Raw genomic sequence first — 15,358 nt, 5'->3', positions numbered from 1 at the left:
CACCCGCTTCACCAAACGCGCCGCCTACTACCGCTCCGAACTCACCATCGCCGCGATCATCCTCTGGCTCCGCGATTCACCGGACACGCCCTAGGTCCCCTCGAGGTCCCGCGGCGACGACCCGCCCGCGGCCCAGGCGCTGGCCGCACGCTCCGCCGGGGTCGTGCCGATCGCGACGCGTGCGCCCGGGTCGCCGAGGAAGCCGCGCAGCACGGCGGCGTCGGACGCCGGCCGGGCGCTCCGGACCGTCACCTCCGCCGGAGGATCGCCCAGGACCTGGAGGACGAGCCGTCGCCGGCCGGCCGGGTCGACGCCCGTCAGGTCCTCCCACGGCACGGTCCGCACGTGGTCGACGCGGGCCTGGCGCGCGCGGACGCCGTCCGCCGTCAGGACGAGGACCGGCTGCCGGAGCACGAGGCCGACGGAGCCGAGCAGCAGCGCGAGCGCCCCGAGCGCCAGCACGGCCCCGACGACCGCCTCGACGACGACGGGCGCGCAGCCCCGGGAGGACAGGCAGGGGTCCTGCCGCGCCGTCCAGCCGTCGACCGCCGCGACGGCGGTCGCGCCGCGCAGCACCAGCACCGAGGCCACAGCGAGCCCGAGGCCCAGCACGAGGACCACGACCCGCCCCCCGCTCGGGCGCAGGCGCGCGGACCCGACGAGCTCGCGCCCGCGCGTCCGCCACCGGCACCCGGGCGTCACGACCCGGACCTACAGCCGCACACCCAGGAGCGCGTTGACCGCGCGGGCGACCACGCCGGGCGCGCCCTCGACGTCCGCGGACGTGTCGCGCCCGGGACGCAGCGACTCCGCCGCCCACGCGTCGACGGCCGCGAGCGCCGCGGGCGCGTCGAGGTCGTCGGCGAGCGCGGCGCGCACGGCGGCGAGGGTCGCGGTGGCGTCGGGACCACCGTTGCCGGAGACGGCGTCGCGCCAGGTCTCCAGGCGGCGCACGCCGGCGGGCAGGTCGTCGTCAGTCCACTCCCACTCGCCGCGGTAGTGGTGCGCGAGCAGCGCGAGGCGGATCGCCATGGGGTCGACGCCCGTGGCCCGCAGCTTCGAGACGAGCACGAGGTTGCCGCGCGACTTGCTCATCTTCTCGCCGTCGTAGGCGACGAGGCCGGCGTGGACGTGGGCGCGGGGCGCGCCGCCGCCCGAGAGCATGCGGTCGTGCGAGGACGACATCTCGTGGTGGGGGAAGAGCAGGTCCGCTCCCCCGCCCTGCACGTCGAACGGCAGGCCGAGCCCGTCGCGCGAGATGACGGCGCACTCCACGTGCCAGCCCGGTCGACCGGTGCCGAGCGCGCCGCCGTCCCACGCGGGCTCGCCCGGACGCTCGCGGCGCCACAGGAGCGGGTCGAGCGCGTCCTTCTTGCCCTCGCGGTCGGGGTCGCCCCCGCGCTCGGCGAAGAGGTGCTGCATGACGTCGCGCGCGAGGCGCGAGACCGACCCGAACGCGGGGTCGGCCGACAGGTCGGCGTAGACGTCGCCGAGCCCCGGGTCGGTCCCGCCCGCGCCGGGCTCGACCGGCACGCGGTAGGCGAGCCCGGCGTCGAGGAGCTCGGTGACCGCCTCGACGACGGCAGGGATCGTCTCGACCGCGCCCTCGTAGACGTCCGGCGGGACGACGCCGAGCGCCGTCATGTCCTCGGCGAAGAGCGCCGTCTGGTCGACGGCGAGCGCGCGCCAGTCGACGCCCGTCGCGGCGGCGCGCTCGAGCAGCGGGTCGTCGACGTCGGTGACGTTCGACGCGTACCGCACGCGCTGGCCGGCGTCCGTCCACGCGCGCACGAGCAGGTCGAACGCGATGTAGGTGGCCGCGTGGCCGATGTGGGTCGCGTCGTACGGCGTGATGCCGCACACGTAGAGGGTGGCGTCCTCGCCCGAGGCCGCGACGACGAGCTCGCGGGTCGTCGAGTCGTGCACCCGGACCGGGAGGCCTCGTCCGGGGAGCTCGGGGATCTGCGGGGCGGGCCAGCTGTGCACGCGTCAACCTTAGCCGCCGGGACGTCGGCGCCGGACCGTCGTCCGGAAGGCGGGCGCCGCGCGCACGGGGCACGGACGACGCACGTCGGCCGCACCGACGGCGATCCCCCGCGCGCCCGGGCAGGTCCGTGCCGGGCGCGGGACAATGCGGACGTGACGAAGCCCACCGAACCCCGCGTCGACCCCCCGCGGGACGGGTCGAGCGCGAGCGGTCCGCTGCTCGACGGCGTGCAGGTCCTGGCGGCGTGGACCGTGGACCCGGGCGCGGCCGGGATGCGCGAGGCCGACCCCGGCGCGCTCGGGGACGCGCGCACCGAGCACGACGCGGCTCGCGACCCCGAGGACGGCGCCCGCCGGGCCGCGCGGGGACCGGCCACGTGGGCGCGGGTCGCCGACCTCGACTCCGTGCTCGACGCGGCGGCCCGGGTCTCGACAGGCCCCGGCCCGACGCGCCACGAGCTGTCCCGGCACGCGCACCACCCGCTGGCGCACGTGCGCCGCCTCGCGCCCGACTGGCTCCTGCTCGTCACACCGACGGCGTGGTTCACGGAGGCGGACCGCCAGGTGCGCACCGGCCAGTTCGCCGCGCTGCTCGGACCGGGGGCCGTCGTCACCGCCGAGGAGGGGGACGCCGACGTGCACGCGACCATGCTCGACAAGCTCGCCGCACCGGGCGACCCGCGGGGCACACCCGTCCAGCGGATCGTGTCCGCCGCCGTCCTGGCGATCGTGGGCGGGGCGTCGCAGGTCGAGCTCGGCCTGGGCGACGCGGTCGCGGACACGGAGCGGGTCGTGTTCGACCAGCAGCGCGAGGACCCGGTCGAGCGCATCTACGACCTCAAGCGCGAGATCACCGAGGCGCGGCGTGCGCTCATGCCCGTCTCGGCGGAGCTGCCGGAGCTGCTCGACCCCGACGTCCCGGACCACCTCGCGGTGAACCGGCGCATGCTCGAGCGCGTGGTGACGACCGTCGAGCGGATCGACCGCCACCTCGACGCGCACGACGACCTGCTCTCGGACATGCTGCAGGTCCACATGTCCCAGGTGTCGGTGCGCCAGAACGAGGACATGCGCAAGATCTCGGCCTGGGCCGCGATGCTCGTCTACCCCACGATCGTCGCGGGGGTCTACGGCATGAACTTCCGGAACATGCCCGAGCTGCACTGGGCGTTCGGCTACCCGTTCGCGCTCGCGCTCATGGCGGTCGGCTGCCTCGTGCTCTACCGCGTGTTCAAGCGGGTCGGCTGGCTCTGACCGCGGGTCACGGGGTGGACGCGGCGGTCCCGCCGGGCTCGAGCACGCCGGTGAGCAGGAGCAGCACGACGAGCGCGGCGAGCACCAGGCGGTAGACCACGAACGGCGTGTAGCTGAAGGTCGAGACGATCTTGAGGAACGCGATGATGACGAAGTAGCCGACGACGAACGCGACGAGCGTGGCGATGAGGGTCGCGCCCGCGCCGGGCGCGCCGGGGGCCGGCTCGTCCGCGGACTTGAAGAGCTGGTAGAACCCCGAGCCCATGACCGCGGGGATCGCGAGGAGGAACGAGTAGCGCGCCGCGGCCTCGCGGGTGAAGCCCATGAGGAGGCCCGCCGTGATCGTGCCGCCGGACCGGGAGACGCCCGGGACGAGCGCGAGCGCCTGCGCGAAGCCGAACGCGACGGCCTGGCCGGGCGAGAGCTCGCGCAGCGTGCGCCGCTTGGCGCCGATCCGGTCCGCCCAGCCGAGCAGGAGCGCGAAGACGGCGAGCATGAGCGCGGTGAGGTAGAGGTTGCGGAACGTGTTCTCGATCGCGTCCTGGAAGAGCAGGCCGAGCACGACGATCGGGACGGAGCCCAGGGCGATGTACCAGGCCATCGCGGCGTCGTGGTCGTGCTGGCCGAGGCGCGCCTTCCAGTCCGTCCCGTGGTCGCCGCGCACCGAGCGCCACCACGCCGCGCAGATCCGCGCGATGTCGCGCCGGAAGTACAGGAGGACCGCCGTCTCGGTCCCGATCTGGGTGATCGCCGTGAAGGCGGCCCCCGGGTCCTGCGAGCCGATGAGCTCGCCCACGATGCGCAGGTGCGCGCTCGAGGAGATCGGGAGGAACTCGGTCAGGCCCTGGACGAGGCCGAGGAGGACGGCTTCCCACGCGTTCACGAGCGGCCACGATACCCGCTCCGGCAGGCCCCTCCGGCACCTCGTCGGCGGGTCGGCGCCCCCGGATGAACGCCGGGCGACGAGCGCGTGAACACCGTCCCGCGGACCTGGTCGGCGGGCCCGGAGGGACGGGTGAACCTCGCCGCTCGTGGCGTCCGTCGCGCGCCCCGGCGGTCGCGCGGCGGGGTCCGCCGGTACCCTCGGCTCCCATGGAACACCGCCACCTCGGCAGCACCGGCCTGCGCGTGTCCGAGCTCGGCCTCGGCACCATGACGTGGGCTCGGGACACGGACGAGCTCGACGCCGCCGAGCAGCTGCGCGACTTCGTCGACGCGGGCGGGACCCTCGTCGACACCGCCGCCTCGTACGCCGACGGGGACGCCGAGTCCCTGCTCGGGTCGATCCTGGGGACGAAGGTCGACCGGCGCGACGTGCTCCTGTGCACCAAGGCGGGCGTGCGCCGCACGGCGCAGGGACCGGTCGTCGACGCGTCCCGCGGGGCGCTCCTCGACTCGCTGGACGACTCGCTGTCGCGCCTGGGCACCGACCACGTCGACCTGTTCCTCGTGCACGCGCCCGACCCGCGCACGCCGTTCACCGAGACGCTCTCCGCGCTGCGCCACGCCGTGACGTCCGGCCGGGCACGGTACGTCGGGCTGTCCAACCACCCCGCGTGGGCGACGGCGCGCGCCGCGACGCTGCTCGGCGGTGCGGACGACGTGGGCCTCGCCGCGGTCGAGCTCGAGTACTCGCTGCTCCAGCGCGGCGCGGAACGGGAGGTCGTGCCGGCCGCCGAGGCGCTCGGGCTCGGCCTGCTCGCCTGGTCGCCGCTGGGCCGGGGCGTGCTCACGGGCAAGTACCGCCGCTCGCTCCCCGCGGACTCGCGCGGCGCGTCCCCGCACCTGTCCGGGTTCGTCGAGCCCTACCTGGACCAGTCCTCCTCGGGGATCGTCGAGGCCGTCGTCACCGCGGCCGACGGTCTCGGCCGCGCCCCGCTCGACGTCGCGCTGTCGTGGCTCCTGGGTCGCCCCACGGTGGCGAGCGCGATCGTCGGCGCCCGGACTCCGGCCCAGCTGCGCACGTCGCTCGCCGCGACCGACCTCGAGCTCCCCGACGCCGTCCGCGCGGCGCTCGACGACGTGAGCGACCTGGAGGTCGGCTACCCCGAGCGGTGGTGACGACGGCGCGTCAGCGCGCGCCGTCGGTCTCCAGCTCGCCGGTCAGGACGTCGTCGTCGAGGGTGTCGTCGAGGTCGTCGAGCGCGTCCTCGTCCTCCTCGTCGTCGTCCTCGTCCTCGTCCTCGTCGTCCTCCTCCGCGAGGTAGAACGGCGTCGCCTCCCCGTGGACCTGGCCGAGGGCCTCGTCGTAGACCTCGAAGGCGTCCGCGAGCACGTAGTAGGCGTCGTCGACGGCGGGGTCGTCCTCCCCGCGGCGTGCGGCGACGGCGTTGTAGTGGGCCTCGAGCGCGGCGATGAACCGGTCGAGCGCGGCACGCGGGTCAGCGGTCATACCCTGACGGTAGCGCCGAGAGGGGCACAATGGCACTCGTTAGTCGGGCAGGTTCTCCCGCCCGGCCGACGACCGAGACAGGCGAGAGAGGACGGTGGCGCGTGGAGGAGAGGCCGACGTCACGCCGGCGGTCCGGATGGGCCGCGAACGGCGGGCAGTACGAGTACCGCGTCCTGACGATCGACCGCTCCACGAGCCGGTCGGACGCGAGCAGGCTGCTCACGGACGAGGCCGAGTACGGGCGCTGGGAGCTCGCCCGGACGCGGCTGTACGTCGGGGGCGAGCGCCGCGTCTGGCTGCGTCGCAAGATCATCCGCGTCAGCTCGACCCTGTGAGCCCGGCCCCGTGAGCGGTCCCGGCCGCGGGGACGGCGCCGAGGGCGCCCCACCGGGCGTCTTCACCACGTCGCGCGCGGACGCGCCCCCGGGGTTCTTCGACTGCGAGGCCGCGGGGCTCTCCTGGCTCGCTGTCGCGGGCGGGCCCCGCGTCGCCCGGGTCCTCGACGTGAGCCCGACACGCCTCGACCTCGAACGCGTGCTGCCCGCCGCGCCGACGCCCGGGGCGGCGCACGCGTTCGGCCGGGCGCTCGCCGTCGTGCACGACGCCGGGGCACCGTCCTGGGGCGCGGCGCCGCCCGGCTGGTCGGGCGACGCGTTCTTCGGCCCCCTCGACGACCCGCTGCCGATGCCGACCGGCTCCTGGCCCGACTGGCCGACCTTCTACGCCGAGGCGCGGCTGCTCCCGGTCGCGCGCCAGGGCCGTGACCGCGGAGCGCTCGACGCCGACGACGCGCGCCTCCTCGAACGGCTGGGAGAACGCCTCGCGGACCTCGCGCGGCCCGCGCTCGACGACTCGCCCGCGCGCGTGCACGGCGACCTGTGGTCGGGCAACGTGCTGTGGTCCCCGCACGACCCCGGCCCGGAAGGAGTCGCGGACGGCGTCGAGGCCGTCCTGATCGACCCCGCCGCGCACGGCGGGCACCGCGAGGCCGACCTGGCGATGCTCGCGCTGTTCGGCGCGCCGTTCCTCGACGAGATCGTGGCCGGGTACGACGCCGTCCACCCGCTCGCGCGCGGGTGGCGCCACCGGGTCGCGCTGCACCAGGTCTACCCGGTCGCGGTGCACGCCGTGCTCTTCGGCGGCGGCTACCGCGCACAGCTGCGCTCGTCGGTCCGGGCGCTGCTCGGCGACTCCTGACAGCGCGCGCGGCTCGGCCTCAGCAGGTGCGCAGCAGGCGGTCCAGCACGCGCACGCCGAACCGCAGCGAGTCCACGGGCACGCGCTCGTCGACCCCGTGGAACATGCCGGAGAAGTCGAGGTCCGCCGGGAGGCGCAGCGGCGCGAAGCCGTAGCCCGTGATGCCCAGGCGCGCGAGCGACTTGTTGTCCGTGCCGCCCGAGAGCGTGTACGGCAGGACGGTCGCCTCCGGGTCCTCGGCGAGGAGCGAGTCGACCATCGCGTCGACGAGGTCGCCCTCGAACGGCACCTCGAGCGCGATGTCACGGTGGATCTCCTCGACCCGCACGTGGTCGCCCGCGAGCGCGCGCAGCGTCTCGAACCCCTCGTCCTCGTGCCCGGGCAGCAGGCGCGCGTCGATCGCCGCCTCCGCCCGGCCCGGGATGACGTTCGCCTTGTACCCGGCCGTGAGCTGCGTCGGGTTGGACGTGTGGCGCACGGTCGCCCCGACGAACCGCGACGCCGGGCCGAGCGCGGCGACGAGGGCCGCGACCGACGACGGGTCCTCCGGGTCGTACCGGAGCCCGGTGAGGTCCGCGACGCCGCGCAGCAGCTTGTCGACCGTCGGGGTGAGCGTGTTGGGCCAGTGGTGGGCCCCGATGCGCGCGACCGCCTCCGCGAGCCGCGTCACCGCGTTGTCCTCGTTCACCTGGGACCCGTGACCCGCCCGGCCCTCCGCGACGAGGCGCAGCCACGCGATGCCCTTCTCCGCCGTCTGCAGCAGGTACGCGCGCCGGCCCCCGACCTCGACCGAGAAGCCGCCGACCTCGCTGATCGCCTCCGTCGCGCCCTCGAACAGCTCGGGCCGGTGGTCGACGGCGTAGCGCGCCCCGTACTCGCCGCCCGCCTCCTCGTCGGCGAAGAACGCGACGACGATATCGCGCGCGGGCTTGCGTCCCTCGCGCGCCATCTGCCGCACGACCGCGAGGATCATCGCGTCCATGTCCTTCATGTCGACGGCGCCGCGGCCCCACAGCAGGCCGTCGATCTCCTCGCCCGCGAACGGGTCGACCGACCAGTCCGCCGCCTGTGCCGGCACCACGTCGAGGTGGCCGTGCAGCACGAGCGCCGGCCGGGTCGGGTCCGCGCCCTCGAGGCGCACGACGACGCTCGCCCGTCCGGGCTCCGACTCGAACAGCTCCGGCTCGAGCCCGACCTCGTGCAGCAGCCCCATGACATACTCGGCCGCGCGCCGCTCCCCCGGGCCCGTCCCGTCGCCGAAGTTGGACGTGTCGATGCGCAGCAGCTCCCGGCAGATCCGCACGACCTCGTCCTCGGCTCGCGGCACCGTGCCGGAAGGGGCGTCGACGGTCGCCGGGGTGCGGGTGCTGGCCGGGGATTCCGGGTGCGGAGCGGTCATGACCACACGCTACCCGTCGCGGTCGCCTGCCGAGCATGCGGTGGTAGATCGTCCGGCGCCCGGACCGGGTCGCGACCGCATGCTCGGCCCGGGCGGGGTCAGTGGCCTCCGTGCGGGTCCGGGGCGAGGCGGCGAGGGCCGGTGCCGTCGCCCGGGAGCGCGTCCGCGTCGTGGTCGGGGTGGGTGACGCCGTCGGGCACGTCGATGCGGGACGGCGCCTGCTCGCCCGGGGCGACGACGACGAGCTGGCCCATCATGCCCTGGTCCTCGTGCGTGAGGAGGTGGCAGTGGAACATGTACGGGGTGCTCGGGTCGGTCGTCCCCTCGGACGCCTCGAACCGGACGAGCAGGCGCGTGACGCGGCCGGGCTGGACGTAGACGGTGTCCTGCCAGCCGCTCAGGTCAGGCGTGGGTGGTTCGCCGCCGACGTCGAGGACGCGGAACTGGACGTCGTGGACGTGGAAGTTGTGCGGGGTGTCGTCGAGCCCGGTGACCTCCCAGACCTCGGTCTCCCCCACGGTCACGACCTCGTCGACGCGGGACATGTCCATCGAGCGGCCGTTGATGGACCGGCCGGAGAGCCGGAACGTGCGGGTCCGGACCGCGTCGGCCTCGTCGAGCATGTCGGCCGGGTCGGTGCCGAGGGCGTCGGGCACGGCCGGGCTCGGCGCGAGCGTGCCGGCGGCGCGCAGCTCGAGGAGGTCGAAGGTGTCGTCGCCGCCCGAGAACCGCTCGAAGAGCGGGTTGACGCCGAGCTCGGGCGGGAAGCTGCGCAGGACGGCGCGCTGCCCCGGGGCCATGGTCACGACGACCTCCGCCCGGTCGCCCGGGGAGAGACGCACGCGCTCGACCGTGCGCGGGGCGGGGAGCAGCCCGCCGTCGGTCCCGACGAGCTGGACCGCGCCGCCGTCGGCGAGGCCGACGTCATAGACGCGGGAGTCGGAGCCGTTGAGCAGGCGCAGGCGGACGCGCTCGGTCGTGACGTCGAGGTAGGGCCCGGGGGTGCCGTTGACGAGCACGGTGTCGCCGAGCGTGCCGACCGGTGAGAGGAACGAGGCGGCGTCGTCGAGCCGCCCGTCGGCGTGGAAGCTCTTGTCCTGGAGGATGACGGGGACGTCGTCGACACCGTACTCGTGCGGCAGGTCGGCAGCAGGGCCGTCGGCGGCGGCCGGGTCGTCGAGGAGGAACATCCCGGCGAGCCCCCGGTACACCTGGCTCGCGGTCCGCCCGTGCAGGTGCGGGTGGTACCAGAGGGTCGCGGCGGGCTGGTCGATCGTCCACGTGGGCGACCACGTCTCTCCGGGCTCGACCACCTGGTGCGGGCCGCCGTCCATCGCGGGCGGCAGGTGCATGCCGTGCCAGTGGAGCGTCGTGGTCTCGTCGAGCGCGTTCGTCACGTCGACGCGCACGCGCTCGCCGCGCGCGGCCCGCAGGGTGGGGCCGAGGTAGTCGCCGTTCAGGCCGATCGTCGGGGTGGGCGCGGCGGCGCCGAGGTCCGCGACGCCCGCGCGCGCCTCGAGCTCGAAGACGCGCACGCCGTCCTCGACCCGGGACTCCGCGAGCGGCGGGACGGCGAGCGGTCGCGTGAACTCCACGGCTCCCGCCGTGCTGGTCGCGGCACGCGCCCACGCGACGCCCACGACCGCGACGACCGCCCCGACGAACAGGACCACGACGAGCCCGAGCACGACGAGGACGCGCGCGAGCGGGCTGCGCCGCCGTCGCGGGGGCCGTCCGGGCGATCCGGCAGGCGCCCCGGGGTGCGGCGGGACGGCGGGCGGCGGGGTGGTGGTCGTGGTCGTCATCGGGTCTTCTCCAGGGTGGACGACGGCGGTCGGCGGGTGCGGGTCGACGGCGGCACGGCGGTGCGGGCGACGCTGTCGACGCTAGGGACCGGGCGGTGCCGGGCGCGTCCGCTCGGAAGCGTGCGCGGGCCCGGAACCGACCCCGAGCGCACGGGGGCACGGCTCGGGGTGGTGCCGGGTCGGGCGGTGCGGGTCGGGAGACGTCGGAGAGGTGCGGGTCGGTCGGGGTCCGGAAGGGGTCGGGGCGGGGCCGGCAGCCGGCCTCAGCGGCGTCGGGCCGCGAGGAGCCCGAGCGCCACGGCTCCTGCGAGCGCCCCCCAGACCGCGTTGGTGAGCAGCATCGGGACGATCGCGATGGGGTGCGCGACGGGTCCCTGCAGCTCCCCGGTGAGGATCGGCGACAGCACCGCGCTGAGCACCAGCGCGAGCACGCCGTAGGCGAGCCCGACGGCCACGCCGGTCGCGAACGGGTGCGCAGGGCGGGCGACGACGATCGCGATGATCCACACGACCGTGAGCAAGAGGGTCGTGAGCAGGGGCGCGGCGGGTCGGCCGATCGCGTCGTCGAGGCCTGTGACGCTCAGGAGCGGTCGGACGAGCGCGAGCGCACCGAGCCCGAGGACGAGGGGCCAGCTCAGCGAGCGGACGGTCTCGCCGAGCGTGGGTCGGGCCGCAGGAGCCGGCGCCTCCGACCGTCCGGGAGGGACGGCGGGACCGGGCGGGACCGGGCCGCCCGGTGGGACGGACGAGGCGGGCGGGGTCGGGCGGTCCGGTGCGGGGCCGGGGGTCGGGTTCATGCCGTCGACGCTAGAGATCGGCATCGCCTCGCCGCGTCCGCCCCGGCGCGCGGCGCGATGCGCCGTCCCGCGCCCCGCGCCTACGCGTCTCGACGTAGTCGACCCTGATGCGGACCCGCCCTGCGACGGACGCGCGTCGGAGTGCGTCTTCCTAGACTCGATGGTCGTGACGTCCCCCGACCTCCCGCACGAGCGGCCCGCCGGGTCGCCGCCCGCGACCCGGGCGGCGCGCCCGTCGCCGCCGCCGTGGCTCATCGACGCCCTGCTGGGGTTCGCGGTGTTCGACGTCGTCGCGTTCGCCATCGCGGCCGACGTCGGCGGCACGCGTGCCGACCCGTGGGTCGCGTACCCGATCGCCCTGGTGCTGGGGCTGCTCGTCCTCGGCCGGCGCCGCTTCCCCGTCGGGGTCCTCGTCGCGACCGCGCTCGTGATCTGTGCGTACTACACGCTCGACCTGCCCGCGATCGGGCTCGCGCTGCCCGTCTCGGTCGCGCTGTACTCGGCGGCCGTCGCGGGCCGGCTCGGGTGGGCCGTCGGTGTCGCGGCGGCGCTCGTCGTCGCCTCGACGTACTTCCGGCTCGCCGAGGGCGACGACGTCCGGTTCGTCGTCGGGTACGAGCTCGCGACCACCGTCGCGCTCATGGCCGCCGCGATCGCGCTCGGTCACGGCGCGTTCGCCCGTCGGCAGCGCGACGAGCAGCGGCGGCACGCGGACGCGCTGCTGCAGCAGACCCGCGAGCTCGAGGCGGCCGACCGCCTCGCGCGCGATCGCGAGGCCGTCGCCCGCGACCTGCACGACGTCGTCGGGCACCGCCTCGCCGTCGTGTCCCTGCACGCGGGCGTCGCGCGCGAAGCGCTCGACGACGTGGGACGCGCCGACGGCGCCGGGCGGGAGGACGCGCTCGCGTCGGCGCGCGCCGAGCTCGACCTCGTACGCACGTCGGCGACGGCCGCGCTGACGGACCTGCGCGCGACCGTGCGCTCGCTGCGGGGTCCGTACGGGCCGGCGGGCGTCGCGGAGCAGGCCCGCCTCGACCGGCTCGGCGAGCTCGCCCGCACGGCGCGGGCGGCAGGCCTCGAGGTCACGCTGGACGTCGACCTGCCCGCGGGCACGGCGGACGGCAGCGCGGCGGGCGCGGCGGTGTTCCGCGTCGTGCAGGAGGGGCTGACCAACGTGCTGCGGCACGCCAGGGCGCGCGCCGCCGTCGTGCGCGTGACGCTGGAGCCCGCGACCGGGACGCCCGGCGACGTGCTCGCGGTCGAGGTGCGCGACGACGGTCGCGGCGCACCGGGCGGCACCCCGGACCGGGAGGGGTTCGGCCTGCGCGGGCTGCGCGAGCGGGTCGCCGTGCTGGGCGGCACCGTCACGACCGACGCGCCCGACGGCGGCGGCTTCCGCCTGCGCGCCCTGGTCCCGGTCGGCGCGGCCGGCCCCGCACCGGCGCCGGCCGGGGCACCGGGGAGCGAGGCCGCGGGCGGAGGCCCCGCGTGATCCGCGTCGTGCTGGTCGACGACCAGCCCCTCGTGCGAACGGGCATCCGCGCGCTGCTCGAGCGTGCGGACGACGTCGAGGTCGTCGGCGAGGCCGCCGACGGTCGCGATGGCGTGGCGCTCGCGCGCCGGGCGAGGCCCGACGTCGTGCTCATGGACCTGCAGATGCCCGTCCTCGACGGGGTCGAGGCGACGCGGCAGATCGTCGCGGGCGCCAGCGGCACCGAGACGCCGATCGCGGGCGACGGGACGACCGGCCACCGCCCGGACGGTCCCCGCGTCGTCGTGCTCACGACGTTCGACGACGACGCGAACCTCTTCGCGGCGCTGCGTGCCGGGGCGTCGGGCTTCCTGCTCAAGGACGCGAGCCCGGACGAGCTGCGCGCCGCGGTGCGCACCGCCGCCGCGGGCGACGCGCTGCTCTCCCCCGCGGTGACGGCGCGCGTCGTCGCGCAGGCGGTCGACGCCGGGCGGCGGGACGACGCGCTCGCCGCCGCCGTCGCGGAGCAGCTCACGGACCGCGAGCGCGAGGTGCTCGCGCACGTCGGGCGCGGGCTGACCAACGACGAGATCGGCGCGGCGCTGTTCATGAGCCCGGCGACGGCCCGCACCCACGTGGGCCGCGTCCTCGCCAAGCTGGGCGTGCGGGACCGGGCCGGCCTCGTCGTCGTCGCGTACGAGACCGGCCTGGTCCGCCCCGGCACGCCGCCGAGGTAGAGGCGCGGTCATGACCACGCCCCTACCTCGCGCTACCAGGCACCTACCTCGCGGTACCGGGGCTCTCCCTCGGCGGGACGGGTCCTCGGGTCAGGCATCGAGGCCGCGGCGCGCGAGGAGCGGCGCGATGTCGGCGTCGCGGCCGCGCAGCTCGCGGAACGACTGCAGCGGGTCCTGCGAGCCGCCGCGCGCGAGCAGGACGCGGCGGAAGCGCTCGCCGTTCTCACGCGTAAGGCCGCCGTTCTCGCGGTACCACTCGACCGTGTCCGCGTCGAGCACCTCGGACCAGATGTAGGAGTAGTACCCGGCCGCGTACCCGCCGCCGAACACGTGGTTGTAGTACGTGGTCCGGTAGCGCGGCGGGACGGGCGCGAACGCCACGCCGGCCGCCTCCAGCGCCGCGGCCTCGAACGGCACGACGTCGGCCTCGGACGCCGGCACGGCGTCGGGCCCGACCTGGTGCCACGCCTGGTCGAGCAGCGCCGCCGCGAGGTACTCGGTCGTCCCGAATCCCTCGTTGAACTGCCGCGAGGCGCGCATCGTGTCCACCCACTCGGCGGGCATCGGCTCGCCCGTCACGTGGTGCACCGCGTAGGAGCGCAGGACCGACGGCTCCCACGCCCACATCTCGTTGACCTGCGACGGGTACTCGACGAAGTCCCGCGGCACCTCCGTGCCGGACTGCGACGGGTAGCGCACGTCGGAGAACAACCCGTGCAGCGCGTGCCCGAACTCGTGGAAGAGCGTGATGACCTCGTCCCACACGAGCAGCGTGGGCTGTCCGGCCGGCGGCTTGACGATGTTGAGGTTGTTCACGACGACCGGCTTCTGGCCGAGCAGGTGGTTCTGGTCGACGAGGTTGTTCATCCAGGCACCGCCGCGCTTGGACTCGCGCGTGTACCAGTCGGCGAGGAACAGGCCGAGCCCCTGACCCGGCTCCCCCGGCGTCTCGCTGTCGAAGACCTCGAAGACGCGCACGTCCGGGTGGTAGCCGACGAGGTCGTGCCGCTCGGCGAAGGAGACGCCGAACAGGCGGTTCGCGGCCAGGAACACGCCGTCGTGCACGACGCGCTCGAGCTCGAGGTACGGGCGCAGCAGGGCGTCGTCGAGCGCGTAGCGGTCCTTGCGCACGCGCTCGGCGTAGAACGACCAGTCGGACGCGCGCAGCGTCGCGCCCGGCTCGTCGGCCCGCAGCGCCGTCTCGAGGTCGGCCGCCTCGCGGCGCGCGTTCGCGACGGCGGCGGGAGCGAGCCGGTCGAGCATCGCGTTCACGGCCTCGGTCGTCTTCGCGGTCGCGTCCTCGGCGACGTACGCGGCGTGGTGCTCGTAGCCGAGCAGGCGCGCGCGCTCGGCGCGCAGGCGCACGGTCTCCAGCACGATCTCGCGCGTGTCGTGGTCGTCACCCGTCGCGCCGCGCGACTCCGACGCCTGCTGGACGCGCTCGCGGACGTCGTGGCGCGCGAGCGACGCGAGGACGCCCTGCTGGGTGGGGAGCTGCATCTCCAGCAGCCACGCCCCCTCGCGGCCGCGCGCGGCGGCGGCAGCCGCCGCGCCCGCGACCGCGTCCTCGGCGAGGCCGTCGAGCTCGGCGCGGTCCGTGACGAGCACGCTCGCCGCGTTGGCCCCCGCGAGCAGCTTGCGGCCGAACGCGGCCTCCAGCGTGGTGAGGCGGCCGTTGAGCTCGCGCAGGCGCGCCTGCTGCTCCGCGTCGAGCTCGACGCCGGAGCGGCGGAACCGGACGAGCAGCGTGTGCAGCAGCCACGCGGCGTCCGGGTCGAGGATCTGCTCGCCGGCGTCGACGGCGTCCTGCAGGGCGCGGGCACGCCCGTAGAGGCGCGCGTCCATGTAGATCGCGTCGTGGTGCGCGGCGAGCTCGGGCGCGAACTCCTCCTCGATCTGCTCCAGTCCCGGCGTCGCGTCGGCCGAGAGCTGGTTGTAGAACGCGTTGAGCACGCGCGCGAGGTCGCGGCCCGACCGCTCCAGCGCCTCGAGGACGGTGACGGCGGTCGGGGGCGCGTCGTCGGTCGCGACGGCCTCGATCGCCGCGCGCTGGGCCGCGGTCGCCGCACGCAGCGCGGGCAGGTAGTGCTCCTCGCGGATCGCGTCGTAGTCGGGCAGCTCGTACGGCAGCGCGGAGGGCGCGGCGAACGGGTTGGCGGGATCGAGGTCGATCAGGCCGGAGGTGACAGCGGGCGCGGAGGTGGGCGCGGGCGCGTCGGTGCGCGTCGTGGGCTCGGAGGTCATGGTGCCCATCCTCACCCCACGGACGGGCGCGACGGAAACGGATTCGCGGAGCTCCCGGTGGCCAGCCGGGCGCTCC

Annotated in this window: 14 protein-coding genes; 6 read left to right on the top strand and 8 right to left on the bottom strand. The window is 75.8% G+C overall.

Annotated elements, in window-relative coordinates; genetic code table 11:
• Positions 1 to 90: 90 nt before the first annotated feature.
• Together ACZ402_RS07670 and mshC are read right to left on the bottom strand one after the other, a co-directional pair.
• Positions 91 to 702 carry a hypothetical protein gene (locus tag ACZ402_RS07670; RefSeq protein WP_375824954.1) on the bottom strand — a complete coding sequence of 204 codons (612 nt, stop codon included), beginning with the start codon at positions 700 to 702 and terminating at the stop codon, positions 91 to 93.
• A gap of 9 nt (positions 703 to 711) precedes the next feature.
• The gene (mshC, locus tag ACZ402_RS07665; RefSeq protein WP_375824953.1) at positions 712 to 1,986 is read right to left on the bottom strand and encodes a cysteine--1-D-myo-inosityl 2-amino-2-deoxy-alpha-D-glucopyranoside ligase; all 1,275 of its coding nucleotides are present in this window, start codon (positions 1,984 to 1,986) and stop codon (positions 712 to 714) included.
• 153 nt (positions 1,987 to 2,139) lie between these two features.
• On the opposite strand from mshC, the gene ACZ402_RS07660 reads away from it, so the two are divergent.
• A complete protein-coding gene (locus ACZ402_RS07660) occupies positions 2,140 to 3,240 on the top strand; it encodes a magnesium and cobalt transport protein CorA (RefSeq protein WP_375824952.1) in 1,101 nt (366 codons plus the stop codon).
• A gap of 7 nt (positions 3,241 to 3,247) precedes the next feature.
• Here the strand turns inward: ACZ402_RS07660 and ACZ402_RS07655 are convergent, their stop codons facing one another.
• The gene (locus ACZ402_RS07655; protein ID WP_375824951.1) at positions 3,248 to 4,123 is read right to left on the bottom strand and encodes an undecaprenyl-diphosphate phosphatase; all 876 of its coding nucleotides are present in this window, start codon (positions 4,121 to 4,123) and stop codon (positions 3,248 to 3,250) included.
• Positions 4,124 to 4,332: 209 nt separating this feature from the next.
• Here ACZ402_RS07655 and ACZ402_RS07650 point away from each other — a divergent pair, with 209 nt between their 5' ends.
• Complete coding sequence (locus tag ACZ402_RS07650) at positions 4,333 to 5,301, top strand: aldo/keto reductase (protein ID WP_253049752.1); 969 nt, start codon at positions 4,333 to 4,335, stop codon at positions 5,299 to 5,301.
• Between the two features lie 10 nt (positions 5,302 to 5,311).
• On the opposite strand, the gene ACZ402_RS07645 is transcribed toward ACZ402_RS07650, so the two are convergent.
• Positions 5,312 to 5,632: a primosomal protein gene (locus ACZ402_RS07645; protein WP_253049754.1), complete on the bottom strand. Its 321-nt coding sequence runs from the start codon at positions 5,630 to 5,632 to the stop codon at positions 5,312 to 5,314.
• Between the two features lie 101 nt (positions 5,633 to 5,733).
• On the opposite strand from ACZ402_RS07645, the gene ACZ402_RS07640 reads away from it, so the two are divergent.
• Both ACZ402_RS07640 and ACZ402_RS07635 read left to right on the top strand, forming a co-directional pair.
• Positions 5,734 to 5,967: a DUF5703 family protein gene (locus ACZ402_RS07640; protein WP_375824950.1), complete on the top strand. Its 234-nt coding sequence runs from the start codon at positions 5,734 to 5,736 to the stop codon at positions 5,965 to 5,967.
• Between the two features lie 10 nt (positions 5,968 to 5,977).
• Complete coding sequence (locus ACZ402_RS07635; RefSeq protein WP_375824949.1) at positions 5,978 to 6,829, top strand: fructosamine kinase family protein; 852 nt, start codon at positions 5,978 to 5,980, stop codon at positions 6,827 to 6,829.
• A gap of 19 nt (positions 6,830 to 6,848) precedes the next feature.
• Here the strand turns inward: ACZ402_RS07635 and ACZ402_RS07630 are convergent, their stop codons facing one another.
• The 3 genes from ACZ402_RS07630 to ACZ402_RS07620 form a co-directional block, all read right to left on the bottom strand.
• Complete coding sequence (locus ACZ402_RS07630; protein ID WP_375824948.1) at positions 6,849 to 8,228, bottom strand: M20/M25/M40 family metallo-hydrolase; 1,380 nt, start codon at positions 8,226 to 8,228, stop codon at positions 6,849 to 6,851.
• A 98-nt stretch (positions 8,229 to 8,326) separates the two neighbouring features.
• Complete coding sequence (locus ACZ402_RS07625) at positions 8,327 to 10,033, bottom strand: multicopper oxidase family protein (RefSeq protein WP_375824947.1); 1,707 nt, start codon at positions 10,031 to 10,033, stop codon at positions 8,327 to 8,329.
• Between the two features lie 263 nt (positions 10,034 to 10,296).
• Positions 10,297 to 10,830 (bottom strand): hypothetical protein, encoded by a 534-nt coding sequence (locus ACZ402_RS07620; protein ID WP_375824946.1) that lies wholly within the window; start codon positions 10,828 to 10,830, stop codon positions 10,297 to 10,299.
• Positions 10,831 to 10,996: 166 nt separating this feature from the next.
• On the opposite strand from ACZ402_RS07620, the gene ACZ402_RS07615 reads away from it, so the two are divergent.
• Together ACZ402_RS07615 and ACZ402_RS07610 are read left to right on the top strand one after the other, a co-directional pair.
• Positions 10,997 to 12,322 carry a sensor histidine kinase gene (locus ACZ402_RS07615; RefSeq protein ID WP_375824945.1) on the top strand — a complete coding sequence of 442 codons (1,326 nt, stop codon included), beginning with the start codon at positions 10,997 to 10,999 and terminating at the stop codon, positions 12,320 to 12,322.
• The gene (locus ACZ402_RS07610; protein WP_375824944.1) at positions 12,319 to 13,038 is read left to right on the top strand and encodes a response regulator; all 720 of its coding nucleotides are present in this window, start codon (positions 12,319 to 12,321) and stop codon (positions 13,036 to 13,038) included. Before ACZ402_RS07615 ends, ACZ402_RS07610 begins: the two co-directional genes overlap by 4 nt.
• A gap of 90 nt (positions 13,039 to 13,128) precedes the next feature.
• Here the strand turns inward: ACZ402_RS07610 and ACZ402_RS07605 are convergent, their stop codons facing one another.
• Positions 13,129 to 15,291, bottom strand: a complete 2,163-nt coding sequence (locus ACZ402_RS07605; RefSeq protein WP_375824943.1) for a M3 family metallopeptidase — start codon at positions 15,289 to 15,291, stop codon at positions 13,129 to 13,131.
• Positions 15,292 to 15,358 lie beyond the last annotated feature (67 nt).

The sequence above is a fragment of the Cellulosimicrobium sp. NPDC030954 genome, assembly GCF_055571305.1.
The sequence above is the reverse complement of the archived record's forward strand: the minus strand, read 5'-3'. Positions and strand labels throughout refer to the sequence as shown.

Excerpts from the sequence above, each read along its gene's own strand:
- ACZ402_RS07650 (WP_253049752.1), top strand. The coding sequence starts at position 4,333 with ATGGAACACCGCCACCTCGGCAGCACCGGCCTGCGCGTGTCCGAGCTC.
- ACZ402_RS07605 (WP_375824943.1), bottom strand. The coding sequence starts at position 15,291 with ATGGGCACCATGACCTCCGAGCCCACGACGCGCACCGACGCGCCCGCG.
- ACZ402_RS07625 (WP_375824947.1), bottom strand. The coding sequence starts at position 10,033 with ATGACGACCACGACCACCACCCCGCCGCCCGCCGTCCCGCCGCACCCC.
- ACZ402_RS07620 (WP_375824946.1), bottom strand. The coding sequence starts at position 10,830 with ATGAACCCGACCCCCGGCCCCGCACCGGACCGCCCGACCCCGCCCGCC.
- ACZ402_RS07630 (WP_375824948.1), bottom strand. The coding sequence starts at position 8,228 with ATGACCGCTCCGCACCCGGAATCCCCGGCCAGCACCCGCACCCCGGCG.
- ACZ402_RS07645 (WP_253049754.1), bottom strand. The coding sequence starts at position 5,632 with ATGACCGCTGACCCGCGTGCCGCGCTCGACCGGTTCATCGCCGCGCTC.